Below are 21,350 nucleotides of genomic sequence, written 5' to 3'. Positions count from 1 at the left end.
GGAATATCGCAGGATTATAGCATTCCGCGGCGCCCAGTTGCCCTCCCCTAATCAGGAACAGGAATCAGGAACAGGTCCAATGGCCGCAAGACACAACAGGGAACGCCCAGCCCAGGCAGTCGCGGACAGCGACGCCGATTTCTATGTGCCGGACCTGTGCCGGGTCAGGGCCGTTTTCCTGCTGGTGGTCACCAGTGAACTGCTGGTGCTGGTGCTGTCCATCGTTCAGGCCGAAAGCCACTGGATTGACTGGAACTACTTCGGCCTGCTGTCCCTGTTCGTGCAATGGACGGTGCTGACCAGCGCCGCCCTGATCTGCCCCATGCGGCGCTGGCTCTCACGGCTGACGGTTACCCGTGCCACAACGGTGATTGTTACCATCGTGATGCTGGATGTGCTGGCCTTCAGCCTCTTCGCAGACAGCGTGCTACACCCGCAACCCGGCCTCGAAGCCTGGCAGGGCGTGGCCAAGAAACTGCTGCTGGCGCTGTTGATCACACTGATGGTGCTGCGATACTTCTACCTGCAGTTCCAGTGGCAACAACAGCGGGAGTCAGAAATGCAGGCCCGGCTGACCGCCCTGCAGGCACGAATCCATCCACACTTCCTGTTCAACAGCATGAACACCATTGCCAGCCTGATTGTCGTTAACCCGGAACGGGCCGAAGACGCCGTGCTGGATCTGTCCGAACTGTTCCGCGCCAGCCTGCGCACCGGTGACCGCCTGATTCCTCTGAGCGCCGAACTGGACCTGTGCAAACGCTACCTGGCCATTGAAAAGCTTCGTCTTGAAGACCGGCTGACACTGGAATGGCATATCGAAGATGGACTGGAACAACAGGCCATCCCTCCCCTGACCCTCCAGCCACTGGTCGAAAACGCCATTTATCATGGCATTCAGCCCCGTCCGAACGGAGGTACCGTAAAGGTTGAGGCCTACCGCAAGGGCCCCTCGGTCTACCTGATGGTGCAGAACCCGCGCCCGGATTCTGACCAGGGTAGCCACGAAGGCAACCGAATGGCGCTGGCCAACATTCAGTCCCGCCTGCACGCTCTGTTCGGTGAGCCCGCCGTGCTGAAACACAGCCACCAGAATGATATCTATACTGTCACTCTCCGGCTGCCATGGCAGACAGCGAGTGGCAACGGAAAACCGGCAACAGGGAGCAAGTAGGCAAGCATGGGCGACAACAATCACCGCAGCGTACTGATTGCCGACGACGAACCTCTCGCCAGGGAGCGGATACGCCGACTGGTGGAGGCGTTGCCTGGCTACAATGTCTGTGACGAGGCTGGCGACGGCGACGAAGCACTGGAGAAAACCGCGCGCCTGGCGCCGGACATCCTGCTGCTCGATATCCGCATGCCGGGTACCGATGGCATGGAAGCCGCCCGACGGATGGCTTCGTTGGAGGCCCCTCCGGCCATCATCTTCTGCACCGCTTATGATCATTACGCCATCCAGGCGTTCGATGTACACGCGGTGGCCTACCTGCTCAAACCGGTACGTCGTGAAGCGCTGGCTGACGCCCTCAATCGGGCTGGCCGAGTCAACCGGGTGCAATTGCAGGCGCTGACTGAAAAGCAATCGGGTACGGATGAACAGCTGGCCATCCGCACCCACCGCGGGACTGAACTGATCGACATCCAGGGCATTCTGTACTGCGAAGCCGATCAGAAATACGTCACCATCCATCACCTGCGCGGCGAAACCGTCACCGATTACACCCTGAAAGAACTGGAAAGCACCTACTCGCAATACCTGCTGCGAATTCACCGACACACCCTGGTAGGCGTGCGCTATATCCGAGCGCTGCTGAAACAACGGGATGGCCAGAACCTGATTGATCTGACAGACCAGCACGGGCAACTGCCCGTGAGCCGGAGACACGCCGCCTCTGTACGGCAATGGCTAAAGGAGCATCGCCCCGGGTAGCCTGGGCGCACAACATTCGGCTCCACAATTTGCCTCACAAAGAGTACCCTTGGCGTACCATTTTTCAGATCCGGCAACGTACACCATGTCAAAACGAACCCTTCGCATTGCAACCCGCAGCAGCGCACTGGCGTTGTGGCAGGCGGAATTTATCAAGTCTGAACTCGAGCGGCTCCACGACAACGTGATCGTGGAACTGGTCAAGATCAAAACCCAGGGCGACAAGATCCTGGATGTGCCGCTGGCCAAGATTGGCGGCAAGGGTCTGTTCGTCAAGGAACTGGAAGAGGCCATGCTGGCAGGCAGTGCCGACCTGGCGGTGCACTCCATGAAAGATGTGCCGATGGAGTTTCCGGAAGGGCTGGGGCTGGTGGCCATCTGTGAGCGGGAAGACCCCACCGATGCGTTCGTCAGCAATGACTACGATAACGTGGACGCCCTGCCCCACGGCGCCGTAGTCGGCACTGCCAGCCTGCGCCGGGAAGCCCAGTTGCGTGCCTACCGGCCCGACCTGGAAATCCGCACCTTGCGTGGCAACGTCAACACCCGCCTGGCAAAGCTGGATGCCGGCGATTACCAGGCCATCGTCCTGGCCAGCTCCGGGCTCAAACGCCTCGGTTTCCATGACCGTATCCGCTACTGCCTGCCAGACAGTATATCCCTGCCTGCCGTGGGCCAGGGTGCGCTTGGCATCGAATGCCGCCTCGATGATGCCGAACTGATCGCCATGCTGGAGCCCCTGGATCATCGCGACAGCTCGGACCGAGTGAAAGCGGAACGGGCCCTGAACCGGCGATTGCAGGGCGGCTGCCAGGTACCCATCGCGGCCTACGCGTTGCTGGAAGACGATGACATGCTCTGGCTTCGGGGACTCGTGGGCGCCGTCGACGGCACCCAGGTATTCCGCGTTGAAGGCCGCGCGCCCCGCAGCGAAGGCGAGCGCCTTGGACGCGAACTGGCGGAAGACCTACTCGCACTGGGTGCAGACAAGGTACTGGCTGACATCTATGGCCACACCCCAACCTGATTCGCTACCCCTTGAGGGCCGGCGGATACTCATCTGCCGGCCACAACCGGAAGCCGACCGGCTGGCCTCGCGCTTTTGCGATGCCGGCGCCGATGCGCGGGTCATGCCGCTTATCGCCCGCGAGCCGCTCCCGGAAGACCCCGCAACCCGCACGCTGATCCTCAACTTGGACGAGTTCGCCCACGTCATTGCCGTCAGCCCCTATGCCGCCGCCTTGCTGCTCGACTGGCTGGACGAGTGGTGGCCCCAGACACCCACCGACATCCACTGGTACGGCGTCGGGGCAGGAACCGCCACGGTGCTGAGCAACTATGGCCTGGAAACGCGGCAACCGGAAACCGGCCACACCAGCGAAGATTTGCTACAGTTGCCGGAGCTGGCCACACTGGAGCACGAAAAGGTTCTGGTGGTGCGCGGACAGGAAGGCCGGGAACTGATCCCGCAAACCCTGGAACGCAGAGGCGCGCGAGTCACCGTGCTGCCCCTTTATCGTCGCTTCTGTCCCGACTATGATAAAGCGACGCTGAACGCGATGCTGAACGACTTTTCCCCCGAGGCCATCGTCACACTGTCGGGAGAAACATTGAACAATCTCATCGCACTCAGTGACAATACCGGCCATAATCTTGAAAACACTTTACTGGTTGTCCCCGTTGAGCGGATTGCCGAACAAGCACGTCTGGCCGGCCTCCGGCGAACGTGTATACCAGGAAGCCTTGCCGATAGCTCGATTGTGGCTGCAGTTGCAGAACAACTTGCCAGCCTGGACGGAGGCTCCGGAAACACCAAGTAAGGATGCCCGTGACAGAATCAAACGCACAACTGCCTGCCCCGATCGAAAAGCATCAGCAAACACGGCAAAAACTGTGGCCCCTCTGGATCATTACACTACTGGCGCTCGCCCTGGCCGTTGCCCTGGCTCTTTGGAGCTGGCAGCAATGGAACAACTACCAGGCACTGCAACAGTCCATCACCGATCTGGAGAGTGACACCGAGCAACTGGACCGGATGTACGGCCAGACCGGCAGCGAGCAGAGCCGTCGCCTGCAGGCGCTGGAAGACAAGCTGTCTGAACAGCGTGAACTGATCGCGACCCAGCAACGGCAGATCGACCACAACGCCCGTGAACTGCTGGAGGCCGGAAACCGCACTCGTACTGACTGGCTGCTGGCCGAGGCGGAATATCTGCTGAGGGTGGCCAACCAGAGGCTCATGATCGAAAAGGACATTCGCGGGGCCTTGGCGGCACTGGAATCCGGTGATGAAGTTCTGGCGGAATCAGACGATATCGGCGTTTACCCGGTTCGCCAGCAACTGGCCAAGGAAATCCTGGCGCTCAAGGGCATTGTCGATGTCGACCGCACCGGGCTCTACCTGAAACTGGAAGCGGCCATCGACAGCATCCACCAACTGACAGACAGTGCACTGATTCATGATCGCGCCCCAGGATTTGTCAGTAGCGGCGAGAACCCGGAAGCCGATGCTTCCGGGCAGGGCCTGGTTGCCGAGGGATGGCACAAGGTCAAGCAAACCCTGTCTCAGGTGGTTGTGGTCCGCAGGCTCGATGAGCCGGTCAAACCCCTGCTGTCTCCGGAGCAAAGCGCCTATGCACGGCTCAATCTGCAGTTGATGCTGGAAGAAGCCGAGCTGGCCGTACTTCGCGGTCATCAACAGCTCTACTCACGCTCCCTGACCAAAGCCAGCAATGCCATCAATAATTGGTACGACAGCAGCAACACCCGCATCATCGCGCTCTCGCAGACCCTGGAGGAACTCTCACAAAAGAACGTTGACCCGGAACTGCCAGACATCAGCCGCTCACTGGAACTGCTCAAGGCGCGACTGGCCGGTCGACTGGACAACGGAGAGGCCGAAAAGAATGGCAGCAACGGTGAACAGGGAGACGCATCATGATCCGCATTTTGCTGATCATCCTGGTCGCCTTACTGCTGGGCACCGGGCTTGCGCTGGGGTTGCAGTACGACCTTGGCTACATCCGCATCAGCCTGGGCAACTATCTGATTGAAACCAATTTCTGGATTGGTCTGGCGTTGCTGGTACTGCTGGTGGCAGCCTCCGTGCTAACCATCAATCTGTTCCGTCGACTGCGCCATGGCACCGGCATGGTCGCCGGCTGGCTGGCCCGCAGCAATGAACGCCGGGCCCGGCGCCGAACCACTCAGGGGCTGCTGGCCCTGGCGGAGGGTAACTGGCCACGTGCCCGCAAGCTGCTCACTTCTTCAGCAGAGCACGCGGACACGCCACTGATCAACTACCTGGCAGCGGCCCAGGCCTCGTTTGAATCCGGCGATCACGAGGCCGTTGACGAACTGTTGCGCAAGGCCTTTGAAAGCACCCCGGGCTCCGACATGGCCGTGGGCATTACTCAGGCCCAACTGCAACTGGCAGGTAACCGACTGGAGCAGGCCCTGGCAACCCTGGTGCGGCTGCGCAAGCAGGCGCCCCACCATCCGTTTGTACTCAAGTTGCTGAAAAACACCTATGTGCGCCTGGAAGACTGGCGTGAGCTGTCCCGCCTGTTGCCGGAAATCCGCAAGCGCAACCTGATGGAGAGTGAAGAACAGGGCGACCTGGAACGCCTGGTTTGGCAAAACCTTCTGCAGCGTGCCGCAGAGGAGTGCCGCCGCCACTCGGGTGAGCCTTCAGCGTCCCTTGAGCCTCTCACCAAACTTTGGGATGAGCTGCCAGGGTTTCTCCGCCGTGACGAACACACCATTCGGGAGTATGCCCGGCTGCTTGCCGATCTGGGCGACGAAGCCCAGGCTGAAACCCTGCTGAGGAAAGTCCTGCGCAATCACTGGGGTGATGAACTGGTCAATCTTTATGGCCGCGTAAAAGGCCTGAAGCCGGATGAGCAGTTGCTGGTAGCGGAGCAGTGGCTGAAGGATCGTCCCAACAATGCAGAGCTGCTGTTGGCACTCGGCCGTCTGAGCCTGCGCAACGAGCTCTGGGGCAAGGCGCGGGAGTATTTCGAAACCAGCCTTCGGCTACGCCGCAGCCGTGAAACCATGGCCGAGCTGAGCCGCCTGAATGCTCACATGGGCGAGGGTGAGAACAGTGTGAAGCTGTTGATGCAGGGATTGGTTAACGATAGTGGGTTGCCGGATTTGCCGATGCCCAAGGCCTGAGGGGCTGGCCCCGGGTCTCAACCTCTCGGGGCGTATTCCAGTACATCGGAGAAAAATGCTTCCTGCGGCAACCCCACCTCCAGTAACGCATCCATCAAGGTATAGACCATCGTCGGCGAGCCGCTGGCGTGAACTTCCACGTTGCTCCAGTCCATGCCCGACGCCAGCACGGTTCGCACCAACTGGTCGTGGTGGCCACTCCACTCGTTGTCTTCGTCATCCCCTACCACGGGCAGGAAGGTAAAGGGCGGCCATTCTTCCTGCCACTGCTGGGCCAGGGATCGCAGGTACATATCCTCGTGGCGGCGAACGCCCCAGTAGAACTTCACAGGCTTGTCGTAAGACGTGTTCTGCAGGTAGTCCACCAGGCTCTTCATTTGGGCAAACCCCGTTCCGGCGGCGACCAGCAACAGCGGTTTGTCCGGCGCGGACGCCAGGCACGCGCGGCCGTGGGGTAATTCAACGGTCACCTCTCCGCCAGAGGTCAATGCATCAATCACTTTCTGTGCAGACACCCACTCCGGTGTCGCCTGAATGTGCAGCTCAATCAATTCTTCAGACGGACTGCTGGCGATGGAAAAATAACAGGGGTCTGTATCCGGCAGATTCACGGACAGGTACTGGCCGGCGTGAAACGACAGTTCCCGGCGACGGGGCAGTTGCAGTTCCACACGGTAAACATCGTGGCTGATGGAACGAACGTCCACCACCTTTGCCTGGAACTTGCGAGGCTGGTTGTCTCCGGCTGCCATAACGGCGTCTATCTCCAGTTCAAGGTCACTGAGCGCCAGGGTGCGACACATCATCAGTCGCCCGGTGACCGGAATTGTGTGTTGATTGCGGGTATTCAGGGCCTCGCCACTGACCAGGCGAGCCTCACAGAGCTCGCACACGCCATTGCGACAGGCGGCGGGAACCGCAATGCCCGCCCTGCCGGCTGCCGTAAGCAGCGTCTCGTCGGCGGCTGCGGTAAAGGACAATACCGCCGGCACGAGTTGAATACGACATTCACGGCTGGCCATATCAATCGGGGCGATCGGATGAAACTTCAATCCCCAGGCTGTCCCAGATGTCGTCCACACGCCTTTTGACGTCGTCGGACATGGTGATGGGCGTGCCCCACTCCCGATCAGTTTCGCCCGGCCACTTGCTGGTGGCGTCCATCCCCATTTTCGAGCCCAGCCCGGACACCGGCGAAGCGAAGTCCAGGTAGTCGATGGGAGTGCTCTCAACCAGCGTGGTATCCCTGGATGGGTCCATGCGAGTGGTCATGGCCCAGATCACGTCTTTCCAGTCCCGTGCGTTTACGTCGTCGTCGGTAACGATCACAAACTTGGTGTACATGAACTGCCGCAGGAATGACCATACTCCCATCATCACCCGTTTGGCATGGCCGGGGTACTGTTTCTTCATGGTCACCACTGCAAGACGGTAGGAGCACCCCTCGGGAGGCAGGTAAAAATCCACAATCTCGGGGAACTGCTTCTGCAGGATGGGAATGAAGACTTCGTTCAGTGCCACACCCAGAATGGCGGGCTCATCGGGTGGGCGGCCAGTGTAGGTACTGTGGTAAATCGGGTCCTTGCGGTGCGTCACCCGCTCCACGGTGAACACCGGGAATTCATCCACTTCGTTGTAATAACCGGTATGGTCCCCGAACGGGCCTTCCGGCGCTACGTCGTCCGGATAGATGAACCCTTCCAGCACAATCTCGGCACTGGCCGGCACCTGCAGATCGCTGAGACCACACTGCACCAATTCGGTTCTTCCGCCGCGAAGCAGGCCAGCAAAGGCGTATTCCGATAACGAATCCGGCACCGGCGTCACCGCACCCAGGATGGTCGCCGGGTCCGCCCCAAGGGCGACGGCCACAGGATAGGGTTTACCCGGGTTGGCCTTCTGGAACTCCTGAAAATCCAGCGCACCTCCACGATGGCTCAGCCAGCGCATGATCAGCCGGTTACGGCCAATGACCTGTTGCCGGTAAATACCAAGATTCTGGCGTTCTTTATGGGGCCCACGGGTTATCACCAACGGCCAGGTCACCAAAGGCCCTGCGTCCCCGGGCCAGCAGTGCTGAACCGGTATCTGGTACAGATCCACCTGGTCCTTTTCGATCACCACGTCCTGGCAGGGCGCCGAGCGAAGCACTTTGGGGCTCATACGCATCACCTGCCTGAACAGCGGCAGTTTCTCGATGGCGTCTTTGAAGCCCTTGGGAGGATCGGGCTCTTTCAGGAAGGCGAGCAGCTTGCCGATGTCCCGCAGCGCGGTCACGCTGTCTTGCCCCATGCCCATGGCCACGCGTTTCGGCGTACCAAACAGGTTGGCCAGCACGGGCATGTCGTAGCCTTTGGGGTTCTCGAACAACAACGCGGGGCCACCTGCCCGCAGCGTGCGGTCGCAGATCTCGGTCATTTCCAGGTGGGGATCGACTTCCACTGAAATACGCTTCAGCTCTCCCAACTTTTCAAGCTGGCCTATGAAGTCTCTCAGGTCGTTGTATTTCATCGGCTACTCCGGTTGATTCCGGCATTGTACGCGAATTCTGGTTATTTGGTTCGGCTCTGGCCTAGGTTTCAGCTTTGGTGCAGGAACAGGAGATGGGGAGACGTGCGCGCGAGAAGTCTGGTCGGTAACGCCGGGGATCGTCTCCCCGGACCGTGCATTGCCAAGGATGGCAATGCCGAGCCCCCATGGATGGGTTCACGGCGTGTCCGGGGAGACGATCCCCGGCGTTACCAGCCCCCAAGCTCAGTGCGCAAAGAGGGCCCGAACCGAAACCAAAACTTAACGACGCTTCATCGACTGGAAGAATTCGTCGTTGGTCTTGGTTTCACGCAGCTTGTCCAGCAGGAACTCAATGGCACCGGTATCGTCGTCCATGGAGTGCAGCAGCTTGCGCAGAATCCAGATGCGCTGGATATCCGCCTCGCTCATCAGCAGGTCCTCACGGCGGGTGCCAGAGCTGCGAATATTGATGGCGGGATAGGTGCGCTTCTCGGCAATCTTGCGATCCAGATGGATCTCCATGTTACCGGTTCCCTTGAACTCCTCATAGATGACTTCATCCATCTTGGAGCCAGTGTTGACCAGCGCGGTGGCAAGAATGGTCAGGCTGCCGCCCTCTTCCACGTTACGGGCCGCACCAAAGAAACGCTTGGGCTTCTCAAGGGCGTGGGCGTCCACACCACCGGTCAGTACCTTGCCGGAGGACGGAATCACCGTGTTGTAGGCACGGGCCAGACGGGTGATGGAATCCAGCAGAATCACCACGTCTTTCTTGTGCTCGACCAAACGCTTGGCCTTTTCGATGACCATCTCGGCCACCTGCACATGACGGGCCGGGGGCTCATCGAAGGTGGAGGCGATCACTTCACCACGCACGGTGCGCTGCATCTCGGTTACTTCTTCCGGACGCTCGTCAATCAGCAGCACCATCACATGGCACTCTGGATTGTTACGGGTGATGGACTGGGCGATGCTTTGCATCAGCAGCGTCTTACCGGCTTTGGGCGGAGACACGATAAGGCCGCGCTGGCCCTTGCCGATGGGCGCTACCAGATCCAGTACCCGTGAGGACAGATCCTCGGTGCTACCATTACCGGCTTCAAGCATCAGACGCTCGTCCGGGAACAGCGGTGTCAGGTTCTCGAACAGGATCTTGTTTCGGGCGTTGTCCGGCTTGTCGAAGTTAATCTCGTTAACTTTCAGCAGGGCAAAGTAACGCTCGCCGTCTTTCGGCGGGCGTATCTTGCCGGCAACGGTGTCACCGGTTCGCAGGTTAAAACGGCGAATCTGGCTTGGCGACACGTAGATGTCGTCAGGACCGGCAAGGTATGAGGCGTCGGCGGAACGGAGGAAGCCGAAACCGTCCTGCAGAATTTCCAGTACGCCGTCACCATAAATGTCTTCGCCGCTTTTAGCATGCTTCTTCAGGATCGTGAAGATGACATCCTGCTTGCGCGAGCGAGCCAGGTTATCGAGGCCCATCTCTTGCGCAATATCGAGCAATTCGGGCATGGAGTTCTGCTTGAGTTCAGTAAGGTTCATAGGTTGTTAGATAGTCAGGAATGGAAGTAAACGAATATTGAAATGAAAGGGGTGCCCCTAAACGGATTGATCGGATATACGTTGAACTTGGTGCTGGCCAGATGGAGCAACCGGTGTAGATGGAGTCCGGAAAGGTACTGAAGCCAGAGACAGGAAGAACAACCGTTCGCCGGGCAAGAGCGATCATCAGCCACCTTGCGTACCAATGTCAAGTAATGTCGCGCATTTTTGAACCAATTTCTCCTTAAGGGGTCGCCCACAGCCTCCGAAAATGCCCCGTATCCCTCTGATGAATGTCTCCCCTTCCATTCATCATTCCCAATAGAGATACTGTTAGACAGACCTATAAAAACTTTGGAGAGCATCCATGAGTATCGACGCCACCGTCGAACTGAAACCCCTGAGTATCGCCCTGCTGACGGTGTCCGACAGCCGGGGTGAAGCGGAAGACTCATCAGGAAAGTTCCTGGAGAACAGCATCATTGAAGCGGGCCACCGACTGGTTGCCCGACGCATCCTGCCGGACGATGTCTATCTCATACGGGCGCTGATGTCCGGCTGGATCGCCGACCCGGAGATCAATGTGGTGATCATCACCGGCGGCACCGGCTTCCATGAGCGCGATAGTACGCCAGAAGCGGTCTCCCCATTGCTGGACAAGGCCATCGACGGCTTCGGTGAGGAGTTCCGCCGGCTTTCCGCCAGCGAGATTGGCTCTTCCACGATTCAGTCCCGAGCCTTTGGCGGATTGGCCAATCACACGGTGATTTTCTGCCTGCCCGGTTCAACAAGTGCCTGCCGCACCGGCTGGAACGGCATTCTCGTCAGTCAGTTGGACAGTCGCCACGGCCCCTGCAACTTCTCAGACCTGGCCCTCGGCAAACCGGACAAGCCTCTCAGCCGGATCGACCAGGTTATTGGCGAGCGCTCGGAGCGGTAATCCATGGCAAGCTCTGACCTGACTCCCGTTGAAGAAGCCATTGACCATCTGGTTGCCCGGGCGCGCCCGATCACGCGCTCGCAAACCGTGGCACTGACAAACAGTCTGGACCGGGTTCTGGCCCGGGACTACACAGTTCCGGCGGATGTACCACCAGCGGATAACAGCGCCGTCGACGGTTACGCCGTGCGTGCCGGGGATCTTGCTGGCGGGGAACCACTACCGGTGTCCGGGCGCACAGCTGCTGGTGAAGAACGCCTGACCCTCAAGCCTGGAACGGCCGTGCGTCTTTTCACCGGTTCGGAAATCCCCTCAGGCGCGGACGCGGTCATCATGCAGGAACGGGTCAGCGTTTGCGGCGACGGTATCACCGTCAATGGGCCTGTCAGCGAAGGCCAGAATATCCGTCGCCGTGGCCAGGATCTGGCTCAGGGCGAGCTGGCATTGGCGGCGGGCACCAGGATCCGCCCCCAGGAAATGGGCCTGCTGGGCTCCATTGGTACGGCAGACGTTGCCGTGTACGCAAAACTGAAAGTCGCCGTTCTCACAACCGGTGACGAGTTGGTGGATCCCGGACAACCACTGGGGCCTGGACAGATCTATAACAGCAATCGCTACACCCTGCTGGGATTGCTGGCGAAAGCAGGCTGCGAGGTGGTGCTCTGTGAGGCCCTGAAGGACGCTCGGGAAGCGACCCGCAAGACTCTTGAGCGGGCCGCAGCCGAGGCCGACCTGATCATCACCAGCGGCGGCGTGTCGGTGGGCGAGGAAGACCATGTTCGGGCGGTGCTGGAGGAATCTGGCAACCTGTCCCTGTGGCGGCTTGCCAGCAAACCTGGCAAACCAATGGCCTTCGGTACGATTGGCGACACGCCGGTGCTGGGCCTGCCCGGCAACCCGGTGGCCGTGCTGGTCAGCTTTATGGTGATGGGCATGCCGTTTATTCGCGCCTGCCAGGGCCGAACGGGGGTTACTGGTGGCGGAGAACAGATCCCGGCCGGATTTTCGACGGAGAAGCCCTCAATTCGTCGACAATACGTCCGTGCCCGCAAGAGCATTGGCGATGACGGCCTTATGATCACGGCCTATCCCAACCAGAGCTCCGGCGTCCTGAGCTCTGCCTGCTGGGCTGAGGGATTGGCTGTGGTACCTGAGAACACGACCATTAACCTCGGTGACCCTGTTACCTATTACTCGTTTGCGGAGCTGCTGGAATGACCATGGCTACGGATAATTCTATTACGGTGAAGTTCTTTGCCCGCCTGAGGGAGGAACTGGATACAAGCACGCTGACGGTTGAGGCCCAACCCGGGCTGACTGCCGGTCAACTGCTGCACAGCCTTGCTTCTAAAGGGGGGAACTGGGCCCAGCTGGACGGCGCGCAACCGGTGATGATTGCGGTCAATCAGGTAATGACCAAGCCTGACAGGGCGCTACAGCCCGGTGATGAAGTGGCCTTTTTTCCGCCAGTGACAGGAGGTTGATGTGATCCGCGTCCAGCAACAGGATTTTGACCCGGCTGAAGAGTACCGTGCCCTTCGAAACAGCGGTTCCGGCACCGGGGCCATCGCGACGTTTACCGGACTCGTTCGGGACAGTGGTGACCTGAGCGGTGTGACGGGGCTGTTTCTGGAGCACTATCCAGGGATGACGGAGCAGGTTATCGAGGGACTGGTTCATGAAGCCTCACAACGCTGGGATGTGCGGGACGCGCGGATTATTCATCGGGTGGGATCGCTGGCATTGTCTGATCAGATTGTGTTTGTGGGGGTGTGCAGCGCCCATCGTGGTGATGCATTTGCGGCCTGTGAGTTCATCATGGATGCACTAAAGACGTCGGCGCCGTTCTGGAAGAAGGAGATCACGGGCGACACGGAGCACTGGGTTGAGCAGAAGGCTGCTGATCTGGACCGGACTCAGAGTTGGGATTAACTCCGAGACTTTGTGGCCAGACGGCGAGCAATTCCGAACACCCCTTCCGAAAAACGCTTTGAATACGTCCGTGTACGCTTGGGCTCCGCCATCCTTGGCTCCGCACATTTTCGGAAGGGGTGTTCGGAACTACTCGCCTGACTGGTTGTTTGCCTGGCAATAAAAAACCGCCCGTGAGCGTTTGCTCAGGGGCGGCTTTTGGCCAACTCGCAGCAATCAGAGGTTGCTGTCGAGGAACGCAGCCAGCTGTGACTTGGACAGTGCGCCTACTTTGGTGGCGTCCACGTTGCCGTTCTTGAACAGCATCAGGGTGGGGATGCCGCGGATGTTGAATTTGGGCGGGGTCTGCTCGTTTTCGTCGATGTTCAGTTTGCAGACTTTCAGCTTGCCTTCGTACTCTTCAGCCATCTCTTCCAGGACTGGCGCGATCATCTTGCATGGGCCGCACCATTCTGCCCAGTAGTCGACCAGTACCGGTACGTCTGACTGCAGTACATCCTGCTCAAAAGAGGCATCTGTAACGTTTACAATATTTCCGCTCATTTCAGTTTCCCGATTCGTGCACCCACCAGCGGCTCTGGCCGCCTGAATGATGCTGTTGACTGTTCTGACAGTTGCCGCAAAAGGCTTGGGGCAACCGATTTCCTAAATTATTGTAAGCCTTACTTTACGCGATTGGTCAGGCGTATGTGAAGCGCTTCGTTCCACCCCGGCACTTCGGATTACCCTCATCCTGAGCAATACCGCCCCATTGCGTTACACCGCATATCGCTTATAGTAATCCCCAGGCATGGTGGTTAAACGTCCACTTTCGCCCTGATAACAATGGTTACATGAACGCTGCCGAGTTTCCGGCATGCAGTCTTTCAAGCTCCCTTCCCTCTATTTAGGGCCTGGCAGAAGGAATTCATTACACGTGACGGCCAACTCTTCCGCCACCCCGCCAGAACTGCTCGCTGCAATCGATATGGGCTCCAACAGTTTCCACATGGTGGTCGCCCGCCTGGTTCACGGTGAGATCCGCACCCTGGAGAAGATGGGGGAGAAGGTACAGCTCGGTGCCGGGCTGGACAGTCATAACCGTCTGACCGAAGACGCCCAGGAACGTGCCCTGGCCTGCCTTAGTCGTTTTGCCCAGAGGCTTCAGGGCATGCCACCGGAGGCGGTTCAGGTGGTGGGCACCAACGCGTTGCGGGTGGCGCGCAACGCCCATGAATTCATGACCCGGGCGGAAGAGGTGCTGGGATACCCGGTGGAGATCATTGCCGGCCGGGAGGAGGCCCGTCTGATTTACCTGGGCGTATCACACACCCTGTCGGATGACAGTGGCCGGCGACTGGTGATTGACATCGGGGGCGGTAGTACCGAGTTTATCATCGGGGAACGCTTCGAACCCCAGGAGCTCGAAAGTCTGCACATGGGCTGCGTGTCGTTCCGCAACCGATACTTTCCGGACGGCAAGATCACCCGCAAGCAAATGGATAAGGCCGTTACCCACGCCGAACAGGAACTGCTCAACATCCGTCAGCATTTCCGCAACAAGGGTTGGCAAAGCGCTGTAGGGTCATCCGGCTCAATCAAGGCGATTGCCAGCGTGTTGACCAGCCTCAGGATCACGGACGGCACCATCACCCTGGACGCGATGATGGAACTCAGGACCCGGCTGGTCGACATGGGCAAGGCTGAGAAACTCGGGGACCTGGGCGTCCGCGCCGATCGCCAAAGTATCTTCCCCGCGGGGTTTGCGATTTTGATGGGCGCGTTCCAGTCGCTGCGGATAACCGAAATGACGTTCGCTGATGGCGCCCTGAGGGAAGGCCTGCTGTACGACATCGCCGGCCGGATTCAGCACGAGGATGTAAGGGTACGAACAATTCAGGCCCTGCAGGAACGCTACCACGTAGACCAGGAACACGGCAGCGCGGTGGAACACACCGCCATCGCGGCCTGGAGACAGGTGGCGAGCACTTGGGAGCTGAACACAGCAGTTGATGAAGAAGTGCTGCGCTGGGCCTGCCGGCTGCATGAAATCGGCCTGACCATTTCACACAGCCAGTACCACAAGCACGGCGCCTACCTGTTGCGGTATTCCGACCTACCCGGCTTCAGTCAACAGTTTCAGCGCGATCTGGCAACCCTGGTTCGTGGGCACCGGCGCAAGTTCTCTTCCGCCATTTTCGACGGGCTGAACCCCGAGGACATTCCCCGTCTACGCTACCTGTGCGTGCTGGTTCGACTGGCAGTGCTATTGCAGCATCCGCGGAATCATGAGCAGCCGCCCGAATTCCGCCTGCACCCGTCCACCAATGGTCTGGCCGTGGAATTCACTGAAGGGTGGCTGGATGAACGCCCGCTAACCCTGGCCGATCTTGAAAACGAACGGGATTACCTGGCCAAACAGGATTTCACCCTGGAGGTGAAATCCTAGGGCGTTAGCTCTGCCTCAAGGCTCTCGACCGTTTCGCTGATTTCAAGCCACTCGGCTTCTACCTCTGCCAGACGACTCTTTGCTGCGGCCTGTTGACCCAAAAGCTCCTTTAGCTTCTGCTTACCCTGATCGGCATAGAGCTCCGGCTCTGAAAGGCTCTGCTCCAGTGTCACCAACGTGGACTGGAGCAGATCCATCTCTTTCTCCAGAGCCCCCTGTTGCTTGCGATAGGGGCTAAGTTTCTGGCGAATGGCCGCCTCCGCCCGCTTGCGGGCCTTGCGATCTTCGGCGTTCTCACCCGCACCACTATCCGCAGCCAATGCGTTACCGCCTGCAGCGTGGACCTCACTACTTTCCCGGCGTGGAGCTTCGGTTTCGTCCTTGCGACGGTCCGCCAGCCAGCGCTCATAGTCTTCCAGGTCGCCTTCGTATTCCGTAACCCGCCCCTCGTTCACCAGCCAGAAGTCATCAACCGTGTTACGCAGCAGGTGACGATCATGGGAAACCACCACAATCGCCCCCTCAAAGTTTTGCAGCGCCATGGTCAGGGCCTGACGCATTTCCAGGTCCAGATGGTTGGTGGGCTCGTCCAGCAGCAACAGGTTGGGCTTTTGCCAGGCAATCACCGCCAGCGCCACACGGGCCTTTTCACCACCGGAGAATGAGCGAATAGCACTCAAGGCCTCGTCGCCGTGGAAGTCAAAGCCGCCCAAAAAATTACGGACACTTTGCTCGGAGGCTTTCGGAGCCAGCCGCTGCAGGTGCAGGAACGGGCTTGCGTCCAGGTCCAGCGACTCCAACTGATGCTGGGCAAAATAACCGATCGCCACATGTTCTCCCGTGGTCCGCTCACCCCGCAACAGGGTGCTTTGCCCCCGCAGGGCATCCATCAACGTGGACTTGCCCGCACCATTGGGGCCCAAGAGACCAATACGACTGCCCGGCAGCAGTGACAAGTTGATACCTTCGAGTACAACGGCGTCGCCATAACCCGCCGCGCCGTTACGAATCGACATCAGCGGATTGGACACTTTATCGGCTACCGGAAACTCGAAACTGAACGGGGAATCCACATGGGCCGGAGCAATCTTTTCCATGCGCTCCAGCGCTTTGACCCGGCTCTGGGCCTGGCGGGCTTTGGTGGCTTTTGCTTTAAAACGATCGATGAAACGCTGGATCTCGGCGATTCTTGCCTGCTGGCGCTCATACCCGGCCTGCTGCTGGGCAATGCGCTCACTGCGCTGGGTCTCAAATGATGAGTAATTACCCGTATACAGGTCCAGCCGCCGCTGGTCGAAATGCACCAGGTGAGTCGCCACACGGTCCATGAAGTCCCGGTCGTGGGAAATGAACAGCAGGGTGCCCTCGTACCGCCGCAGCCAGTTCTCAAGCCAAAGACAGGCGTCCAGGTCCAGGTGGTTGGTGGGCTCGTCCAACAACAACAGGTCGGACGGGCGCATCAACGCCTGGGCCAGGTTGAGGCGTATCCGCCAGCCGCCGGAAAACGAAGACACTGGCCGATCAGCGTCGGCATCCGAAAACCCCAAACCTCTCAGCAACGCTTCCGCGCGGCGAGGCGCAGACCAGGCTTCATGGATGTCGAGCTCGCCATGAATACGGGCAATGCGGTGATCGTCACCCCGCTCTTCGGCGTCAGCCAACTCTGACTCCATGCGTCGCAGATCATAGTCGCCATCCAGCACAAAATCCCGGGCCGTGCGGGACGAGGCGGCCACTTCCTGAGCCATGTGAGCGATTCGGCACCCTCCGGGCAAAGACGCACTGCCCTGCTCCGGCGCCAGCTGCCCCAGCAATAACTGGAACAAACTGGACTTGCCAGCGCCATTGGCACCCACTATCGCTACCCGTTGGCCGGGCTGGATGGTCAGGTTGACGGCTTCTAGCAACCAGACGCCACCTCGTTGTAAACTGAGATCGGTTATCGTAAGCATAACGTAATGGTATCAAGGAACGTTTGATAAGGAACCGGCCTGGCCCCTATGGCGTGTAGCGGTAGCAAGATACCTGAGGATGCAGATCCGGAAAACCCATTGTGGCGGTTTGCCTGCCGTTTCTGGGAGTCCTCTGCAGCACGGGATGCGTGCCTCGGCCTGCAAGACCGAGGCTGGAGCGTTACCCGGATTCTCTGCGCAGCGTGGCTGGCCACCTCAGGCAACGTGCTTCCGGGCACTGAGAGCGCGCAGGTAACCGCATGGCGGCGCCAAGTCACGGAGCCGCTTCGATCAGCGAAGAAAACCATTACGAAGAATGACCCCGGCACTGCTATTGTAAGAGAGTGCATCGCCCGTAGCGAACTTGAAGCGGAACGGGTGGAGTTGGCCTTGGCCTATCAGGCTCTGGTTTCAAACAAACATACAGGCAGCGGTGAGGCAACAATGGCCAATCTGGCCCTCAGCAACTTGCTCGCCGCAGCACCAGAGAAGACAATGGATAACGAGACCGGCAGCTTGCTGGACATTTTGACCAGAGAACTGTCGACCCTCGTTGAAGGAGATAACAAGCCATGTTGATGAAATGGCTAATCCGGCTGGCGTTTCCCGCTCTCGGCGTCCTGGTGGCACTGATGTTTTTCGGCCTGAATGACCCCGCCGAAACCACCAGCAAACCCGCAAAGGCCGAAACCAACGCCGAAATTCCCGCGTTTGAGGGCCTGGTTCCCTCACCGGTTCCAACTGAAGGGCCCGACATCGTCTTCAAATGGAAGGATAGCGACGGCAGCTGGCACTACGCTGACAAGCCACCCGCGCAAGGGCCCTGGAACGCGCTGGCAATAGAGCGATCTGAAAGCAAGAGCGTACGCCCGCCCGTGTCCGACTCGGAAACCGATTGGCAATCGCCCTATCGCGCACCTTTTTCGCTCGGCCCTGACACTGCCAATAACGGTAGTTGAGATTACTCCCTTCCTTAACACATGTTCAGTGGCATCTGGCGACAGAACCCGTTACCTTTTGTGCGTTCCCGATCATTCAACGCAAGCTTAACTAAGGACGATGTAATGAGAAAAACCCTGATCGCACTGTCTGTGGCCGGTGTCATGGCAGGCTGTTCTTCTTCCCAGGAAGCGGTTCCGGAAGATCCGGCGCTGGAATCCACGGATGAGAAAGTCAGCTACGGCATGGGCCTGGTCATGGGCCAGAGAATGAGCAACGACCTGCCGAACCTTAAGATGGAGCAATTCCTCCAAGGCATTCAGCACGGCCACGACGGCGATGAAGAACAGACGCGAATGAGCCGTGAGGAAATCCAGGAAGCCCTGATGGCCTACCAGACTCAGCTCCAGGAGCAGGAGTCGGCCCAGGCGGAAGAACTGGCGAAGAAAAATCAGGAAGCCGGGGAACAGTTCCTCGCGGAGAACGCCAAACGCGACGGCGTCAAAACCACGGAATCCGGCCTGCAATATGAAATCCTGGAAGAAGGCGATGGTGAAAAGCCGACGGCCGAAGACCGCGTGCAGGTGCACTACACCGGCGAGTTAATCTCAGGCGAAGTGTTCGACAGCTCCCGCGAGCGCGGCGAGCCGGTCACCTTTGGACTGAACCAGGTCATACCGGGCTGGACCGAAGGACTGCAACTGATGTCTGAAGGCAGCAGGGCGAAACTCTACATTCCTTCGGAACTGGCTTATGGGCCTGGAGGAAACCAGCGGATCGGGCCCAACGAAACCCTGGTCTTCGACGTGGAACTTCTGGAAATCAATCCGGAATAAATAAGCCGCTTGGCAACAACGGCCACTCCCCCCATCTCCTTTTGGAATCGGGGGGAGGTTTCAAGCCTTCACCTCAAGCCGACGACATTACCTTGTCAGCATGAGCATTGTGCAGATGCTCAATCAGGAAATCTTCCATCTCAAACCGGCTTTCCAGAGTTTCACCGAGCTCTGATAGCTGCTGGAACAAATCGCGAACTTCGCTCTCCGTCAGCGACTGCCCGTTAAGGCGATCGTTGAAATTGAGTGCCGTTTCCGTGGTCTGCTCAATTTTCGGGTACAGCTTTGCCGCCAGCTCCAGTCCACCGTCGTTAAATTCACGGGCTTCCTGAACCAATTGCTCGTAAATTTCGAAGTGCCCTGCCGACACGTAATCCACCAGCACCTCACACAGCTTTATAAATTTCGTGCGCAGTGCCTCTGTCTGGGAATAGTCCGTCGTACCGGACAAATCGCAGTAGTGTACCAGCAGTTCCTGCCTTTCTTTCAGCCAGCGATCAATCAGCTCGCTGACGCCACCCCAACGCTCCCTGGCATTACGGCAATTATCCAACATGACGCCTATCTCCGGTTACCGCGTTCTGGTTTGATTTCTGTTGTATCGAAACTCAAGTGTATCGAAACTCAAGTTACCCCATGCCAGCGGTCGGTCGCAACCGTTTCATCCCTGTATCCATTCCGGCTTTCTTGGGGGCCGAAACAGCATCACCAGGCCGACAATCACCAGCAACAAGAAAAAGATGGCCGTCCAGCCAGGAATACTGAGCCCCAGGAAACGCCAGGTCACTTCGGCGCAATCGCCCGTGCCTTTCAGCGCCGTGGTCAACACCTCCATCCAGGGCAACACATCCAGCATGTAATCCACCGATGGCCCGCAGGCCGGCACCTGATCCGCCGGCAGGCTTTGAAGCCACAGTTGTCGGCCCGCCATCGCCAGGCCAGCACCGGCGCTGACAGACAACAATAACCCATAGACCCTTGCACCGAACCCATGGGGGCCATGGAGCGCTGCCAGGAGGCTGACGATGCCAGCGGCCATAAAACCGAATCGCTGCAGCCAACACAGAGGACAGGGCTCCAACCCCATAACGTGCTCCATGTAGAAGGCCACGCCAAGCAGCCCGGCGCATAGCAGGAATATCAGAAAGAAAACGGCTCTGGAGTTCAAAGGGGTACCTCGGGTTAACGTTCAGGTCAGTCTGTCGCCCGCCTTGGGCGGTAAAGCATCGGATGCTGCAACCGCGCATCGAGCCTGCTATTCTCCCAGCATCAGGTGGCGGCTGCGTGCGCCCAGCCACTTAACCTTAAACCAATACGAACTTCAAGCCTATGACACTTAAGCCAAAGTACCTTCTGCTGGCCCTGTTTTTTGCCTTTCCCCTGGCTCCAACCGCCTTTGCCCAAGAGGAAGAAGGGGGAGACGAGACACAGGAAGAGCAGGAAAAGGAACCAGCCATCACGGACTACATCGAAATGGATCCGCCCTTTGTCACCCACGTGGGGGACCCGGGCACCAAACTGACCTATCTCAAGGCAGCGGTTACCATCAGGGCGTCGAAGGAAACCACCCGTCCGGCGGTGGAGGCACACATGCCCAGGCTACGTCATGAGCTGGTGATGCTGTTCGGGGAGCAGACTGACGCGGAACAGCTGTCCTCGACAGAGGGACAGCAGTCGCTGCGTGAAGAGGCCACGAAGAGAATAAACACGGCCCTGGAAGAGCAACAGACCGGTGAGAGCATTACCGGTGTGCTGTTTACGGAGTTCGTTGTACAGAAGTAATACAACGGCCGGGTGAGCAGGCGGCAAGCACAGGTATCAGGCGATGCGGGAGAACAGGTCGTCGACCGGCCGCGCCTCATTGGTAACCTGTTCAGCGTCTTCCCATCCTGCTTCCCAGGCGGCAACAACAACTTCTCCGCGATAGGGACAGCGGCTGCGTTCCATGCCCATAGAGGCGGCCATATAGCCCTGGCGATAGGCTTTATTCAGGGACTCAACATCCCACCCTAACTTGATGTCTCTGGCCATACCGGTTCTCCCTTTACCTGTAGCCACCATCAGATGCTGTCACTCTGCTTACAGAAATTAACAGCGCTAACCGAAGCTGACAAACGTTAATTACGTTTCTGTGCGACAGGTCCGGGGAGAGTGTGAC

General features: G+C 58.8%; 23 protein-coding genes. 15 read left to right on the top strand and 8 right to left on the bottom strand.

The features are described 5' to 3' along the window. Positions 1-79 precede the first annotated feature (79 nt). From AAGD24_RS03525 to AAGD24_RS03500, 6 genes are all read left to right on the top strand, one after another. Positions 80-1,174, top strand: a complete 1,095-nt coding sequence (locus tag AAGD24_RS03525) for a sensor histidine kinase (protein ID WP_051946537.1) — start codon at positions 80-82, stop codon at positions 1,172-1,174. Between the two features lie 6 nt (positions 1,175-1,180). Continuing rightward, a complete protein-coding gene (locus tag AAGD24_RS03520; RefSeq protein ID WP_085681696.1) occupies positions 1,181-1,936 on the top strand; it encodes a LytTR family DNA-binding domain-containing protein in 756 nt (251 codons plus the stop codon). 85 nt (positions 1,937-2,021) lie between these two features. Further along, positions 2,022-2,963, top strand: coding sequence for a hydroxymethylbilane synthase (gene hemC / locus AAGD24_RS03515; RefSeq protein WP_126810665.1), 942 nt, complete (start codon positions 2,022-2,024; stop codon positions 2,961-2,963). Next, positions 2,944-3,756 carry a uroporphyrinogen-III synthase gene (locus AAGD24_RS03510; protein WP_075195005.1) on the top strand — a complete coding sequence of 271 codons (813 nt, stop codon included), beginning with the start codon at positions 2,944-2,946 and terminating at the stop codon, positions 3,754-3,756. Before hemC ends, AAGD24_RS03510 begins: the two co-directional genes overlap by 20 nt. A 2-nt stretch (positions 3,757-3,758) precedes the next feature. After that, entirely contained in the window at positions 3,759-4,877 is a 1,119-nt protein-coding gene (locus tag AAGD24_RS03505; RefSeq protein ID WP_085681698.1) for a uroporphyrinogen-III C-methyltransferase, read from the top strand. After that, positions 4,874-6,112, top strand: a complete 1,239-nt coding sequence (locus AAGD24_RS03500) for a heme biosynthesis HemY N-terminal domain-containing protein (RefSeq protein ID WP_036203032.1) — start codon at positions 4,874-4,876, stop codon at positions 6,110-6,112. The genes AAGD24_RS03505 and AAGD24_RS03500 overlap by 4 nt, the downstream gene beginning before the upstream one ends. 17 nt (positions 6,113-6,129) lie before the next feature. Here the strand turns inward: AAGD24_RS03500 and AAGD24_RS03495 are convergent, their stop codons facing one another. From AAGD24_RS03495 to rho, 3 genes are all read right to left on the bottom strand, one after another. After that, positions 6,130-7,134, bottom strand: coding sequence for a 2Fe-2S iron-sulfur cluster-binding protein (locus AAGD24_RS03495; protein ID WP_151983149.1), 1,005 nt, complete (start codon positions 7,132-7,134; stop codon positions 6,130-6,132). Position 7,135: 1 nt separating this feature from the next. Next, positions 7,136-8,623 (bottom strand): 4-hydroxy-3-polyprenylbenzoate decarboxylase, encoded by a 1,488-nt coding sequence (gene ubiD / locus AAGD24_RS03490; protein WP_036203027.1) that lies wholly within the window; start codon positions 8,621-8,623, stop codon positions 7,136-7,138. Positions 8,624-8,902: 279 nt separating this feature from the next. Continuing rightward, on the bottom strand, positions 8,903-10,165 hold the full coding sequence (gene rho / locus AAGD24_RS03485; protein WP_036203025.1) for a transcription termination factor Rho: 1,263 nt from the start codon (positions 10,163-10,165) through the stop codon (positions 8,903-8,905). 367 nt (positions 10,166-10,532) lie between these two features. Between rho and moaB the strand changes: the two genes are divergently transcribed. From moaB to AAGD24_RS03465, 4 genes are read left to right on the top strand one after another with little or no spacing between them, the layout of a single operon-like run. Continuing rightward, positions 10,533-11,105: a molybdenum cofactor biosynthesis protein B gene (moaB, locus tag AAGD24_RS03480; RefSeq protein WP_036203020.1), complete on the top strand. Its 573-nt coding sequence runs from the start codon at positions 10,533-10,535 to the stop codon at positions 11,103-11,105. 3 nt (positions 11,106-11,108) lie between these two features. Next, the gene (gene glp, locus AAGD24_RS03475; protein ID WP_085681704.1) at positions 11,109-12,323 is read left to right on the top strand and encodes a gephyrin-like molybdotransferase Glp; all 1,215 of its coding nucleotides are present in this window, start codon (positions 11,109-11,111) and stop codon (positions 12,321-12,323) included. After that, the gene (moaD, locus tag AAGD24_RS03470; RefSeq protein ID WP_051946533.1) at positions 12,320-12,589 is read left to right on the top strand and encodes a molybdopterin converting factor subunit 1; all 270 of its coding nucleotides are present in this window, start codon (positions 12,320-12,322) and stop codon (positions 12,587-12,589) included. Before glp ends, moaD begins: the two co-directional genes overlap by 4 nt. Before the next feature lies 1 nt (position 12,590). Continuing rightward, on the top strand, positions 12,591-13,037 hold the full coding sequence (locus AAGD24_RS03465) for a molybdenum cofactor biosynthesis protein MoaE (RefSeq protein WP_036203014.1): 447 nt from the start codon (positions 12,591-12,593) through the stop codon (positions 13,035-13,037). Positions 13,038-13,253: 216 nt separating this feature from the next. On the opposite strand, the gene trxA is transcribed toward AAGD24_RS03465, so the two are convergent. Then, a complete protein-coding gene (gene trxA, locus AAGD24_RS03460; RefSeq protein WP_007153552.1) occupies positions 13,254-13,580 on the bottom strand; it encodes a thioredoxin TrxA in 327 nt (108 codons plus the stop codon). A gap of 424 nt (positions 13,581-14,004) precedes the next feature. On the opposite strand from trxA, the gene ppx reads away from it, so the two are divergent. Further along, positions 14,005-15,465, top strand: a complete 1,461-nt coding sequence (ppx, locus tag AAGD24_RS03455) for an exopolyphosphatase (RefSeq protein ID WP_226910024.1) — start codon at positions 14,005-14,007, stop codon at positions 15,463-15,465. Here the strand turns inward: ppx and AAGD24_RS03450 are convergent. After that, complete coding sequence (locus AAGD24_RS03450; protein ID WP_379866590.1) at positions 15,462-17,417, bottom strand: ATP-binding cassette domain-containing protein; 1,956 nt, start codon at positions 17,415-17,417, stop codon at positions 15,462-15,464. The two genes, ppx and AAGD24_RS03450, sit on opposite strands and share 4 nt — an antisense overlap. A 48-nt stretch (positions 17,418-17,465) precedes the next feature. Here AAGD24_RS03450 and AAGD24_RS03445 point away from each other — a divergent pair, with 48 nt between their 5' ends. The 3 genes from AAGD24_RS03445 (at position 17,466) to AAGD24_RS03435 (ending at position 19,192) form a co-directional block, all read left to right on the top strand. After that, a complete protein-coding gene (locus AAGD24_RS03445; RefSeq protein ID WP_091642217.1) occupies positions 17,466-17,996 on the top strand; it encodes a DUF2390 domain-containing protein in 531 nt (176 codons plus the stop codon). Beyond that, a complete protein-coding gene (locus AAGD24_RS03440) occupies positions 17,990-18,376 on the top strand; it encodes a hypothetical protein (RefSeq protein WP_036203003.1) in 387 nt (128 codons plus the stop codon). Before AAGD24_RS03445 ends, AAGD24_RS03440 begins: the two co-directional genes overlap by 7 nt. Before the next feature lie 105 nt (positions 18,377-18,481). After that, the gene (locus tag AAGD24_RS03435; RefSeq protein ID WP_036203000.1) at positions 18,482-19,192 is read left to right on the top strand and encodes an FKBP-type peptidyl-prolyl cis-trans isomerase; all 711 of its coding nucleotides are present in this window, start codon (positions 18,482-18,484) and stop codon (positions 19,190-19,192) included. 73 nt (positions 19,193-19,265) lie between these two features. Here the strand turns inward: AAGD24_RS03435 and AAGD24_RS03430 are convergent, their stop codons facing one another. Beyond that, positions 19,266-19,748 (bottom strand): Rsd/AlgQ family anti-sigma factor, encoded by a 483-nt coding sequence (locus AAGD24_RS03430; protein ID WP_041332608.1) that lies wholly within the window; start codon positions 19,746-19,748, stop codon positions 19,266-19,268. Between the two features lie 105 nt (positions 19,749-19,853). Continuing rightward, positions 19,854-20,360: a disulfide bond formation protein B gene (locus AAGD24_RS03425; protein ID WP_036202995.1), complete on the bottom strand. Its 507-nt coding sequence runs from the start codon at positions 20,358-20,360 to the stop codon at positions 19,854-19,856. 161 nt (positions 20,361-20,521) lie between these two features. On the opposite strand from AAGD24_RS03425, the gene fliL reads away from it, so the two are divergent. Then, on the top strand, positions 20,522-20,974 hold the full coding sequence (gene fliL / locus AAGD24_RS03420; RefSeq protein WP_085681708.1) for a flagellar basal body-associated protein FliL: 453 nt from the start codon (positions 20,522-20,524) through the stop codon (positions 20,972-20,974). Between the two features lie 36 nt (positions 20,975-21,010). Here fliL and rmf read toward each other — a convergent pair whose 3' ends face one another. Further along, entirely contained in the window at positions 21,011-21,223 is a 213-nt protein-coding gene (gene rmf, locus AAGD24_RS03415) for a ribosome modulation factor (protein ID WP_036202988.1), read from the bottom strand. Between the last annotated feature and the right edge of the window lie 127 nt (positions 21,224-21,350).

Origin of the sequence: Marinobacter sp. M5B, from assembly GCF_042604615.1 — a bacterium.
In the GTDB taxonomy this organism is placed as follows: Bacteria; Pseudomonadota; Gammaproteobacteria; order Pseudomonadales; family Oleiphilaceae; genus Marinobacter; species Marinobacter salarius.
This window is presented reverse-complemented; position numbering and strand designations above follow the sequence as displayed.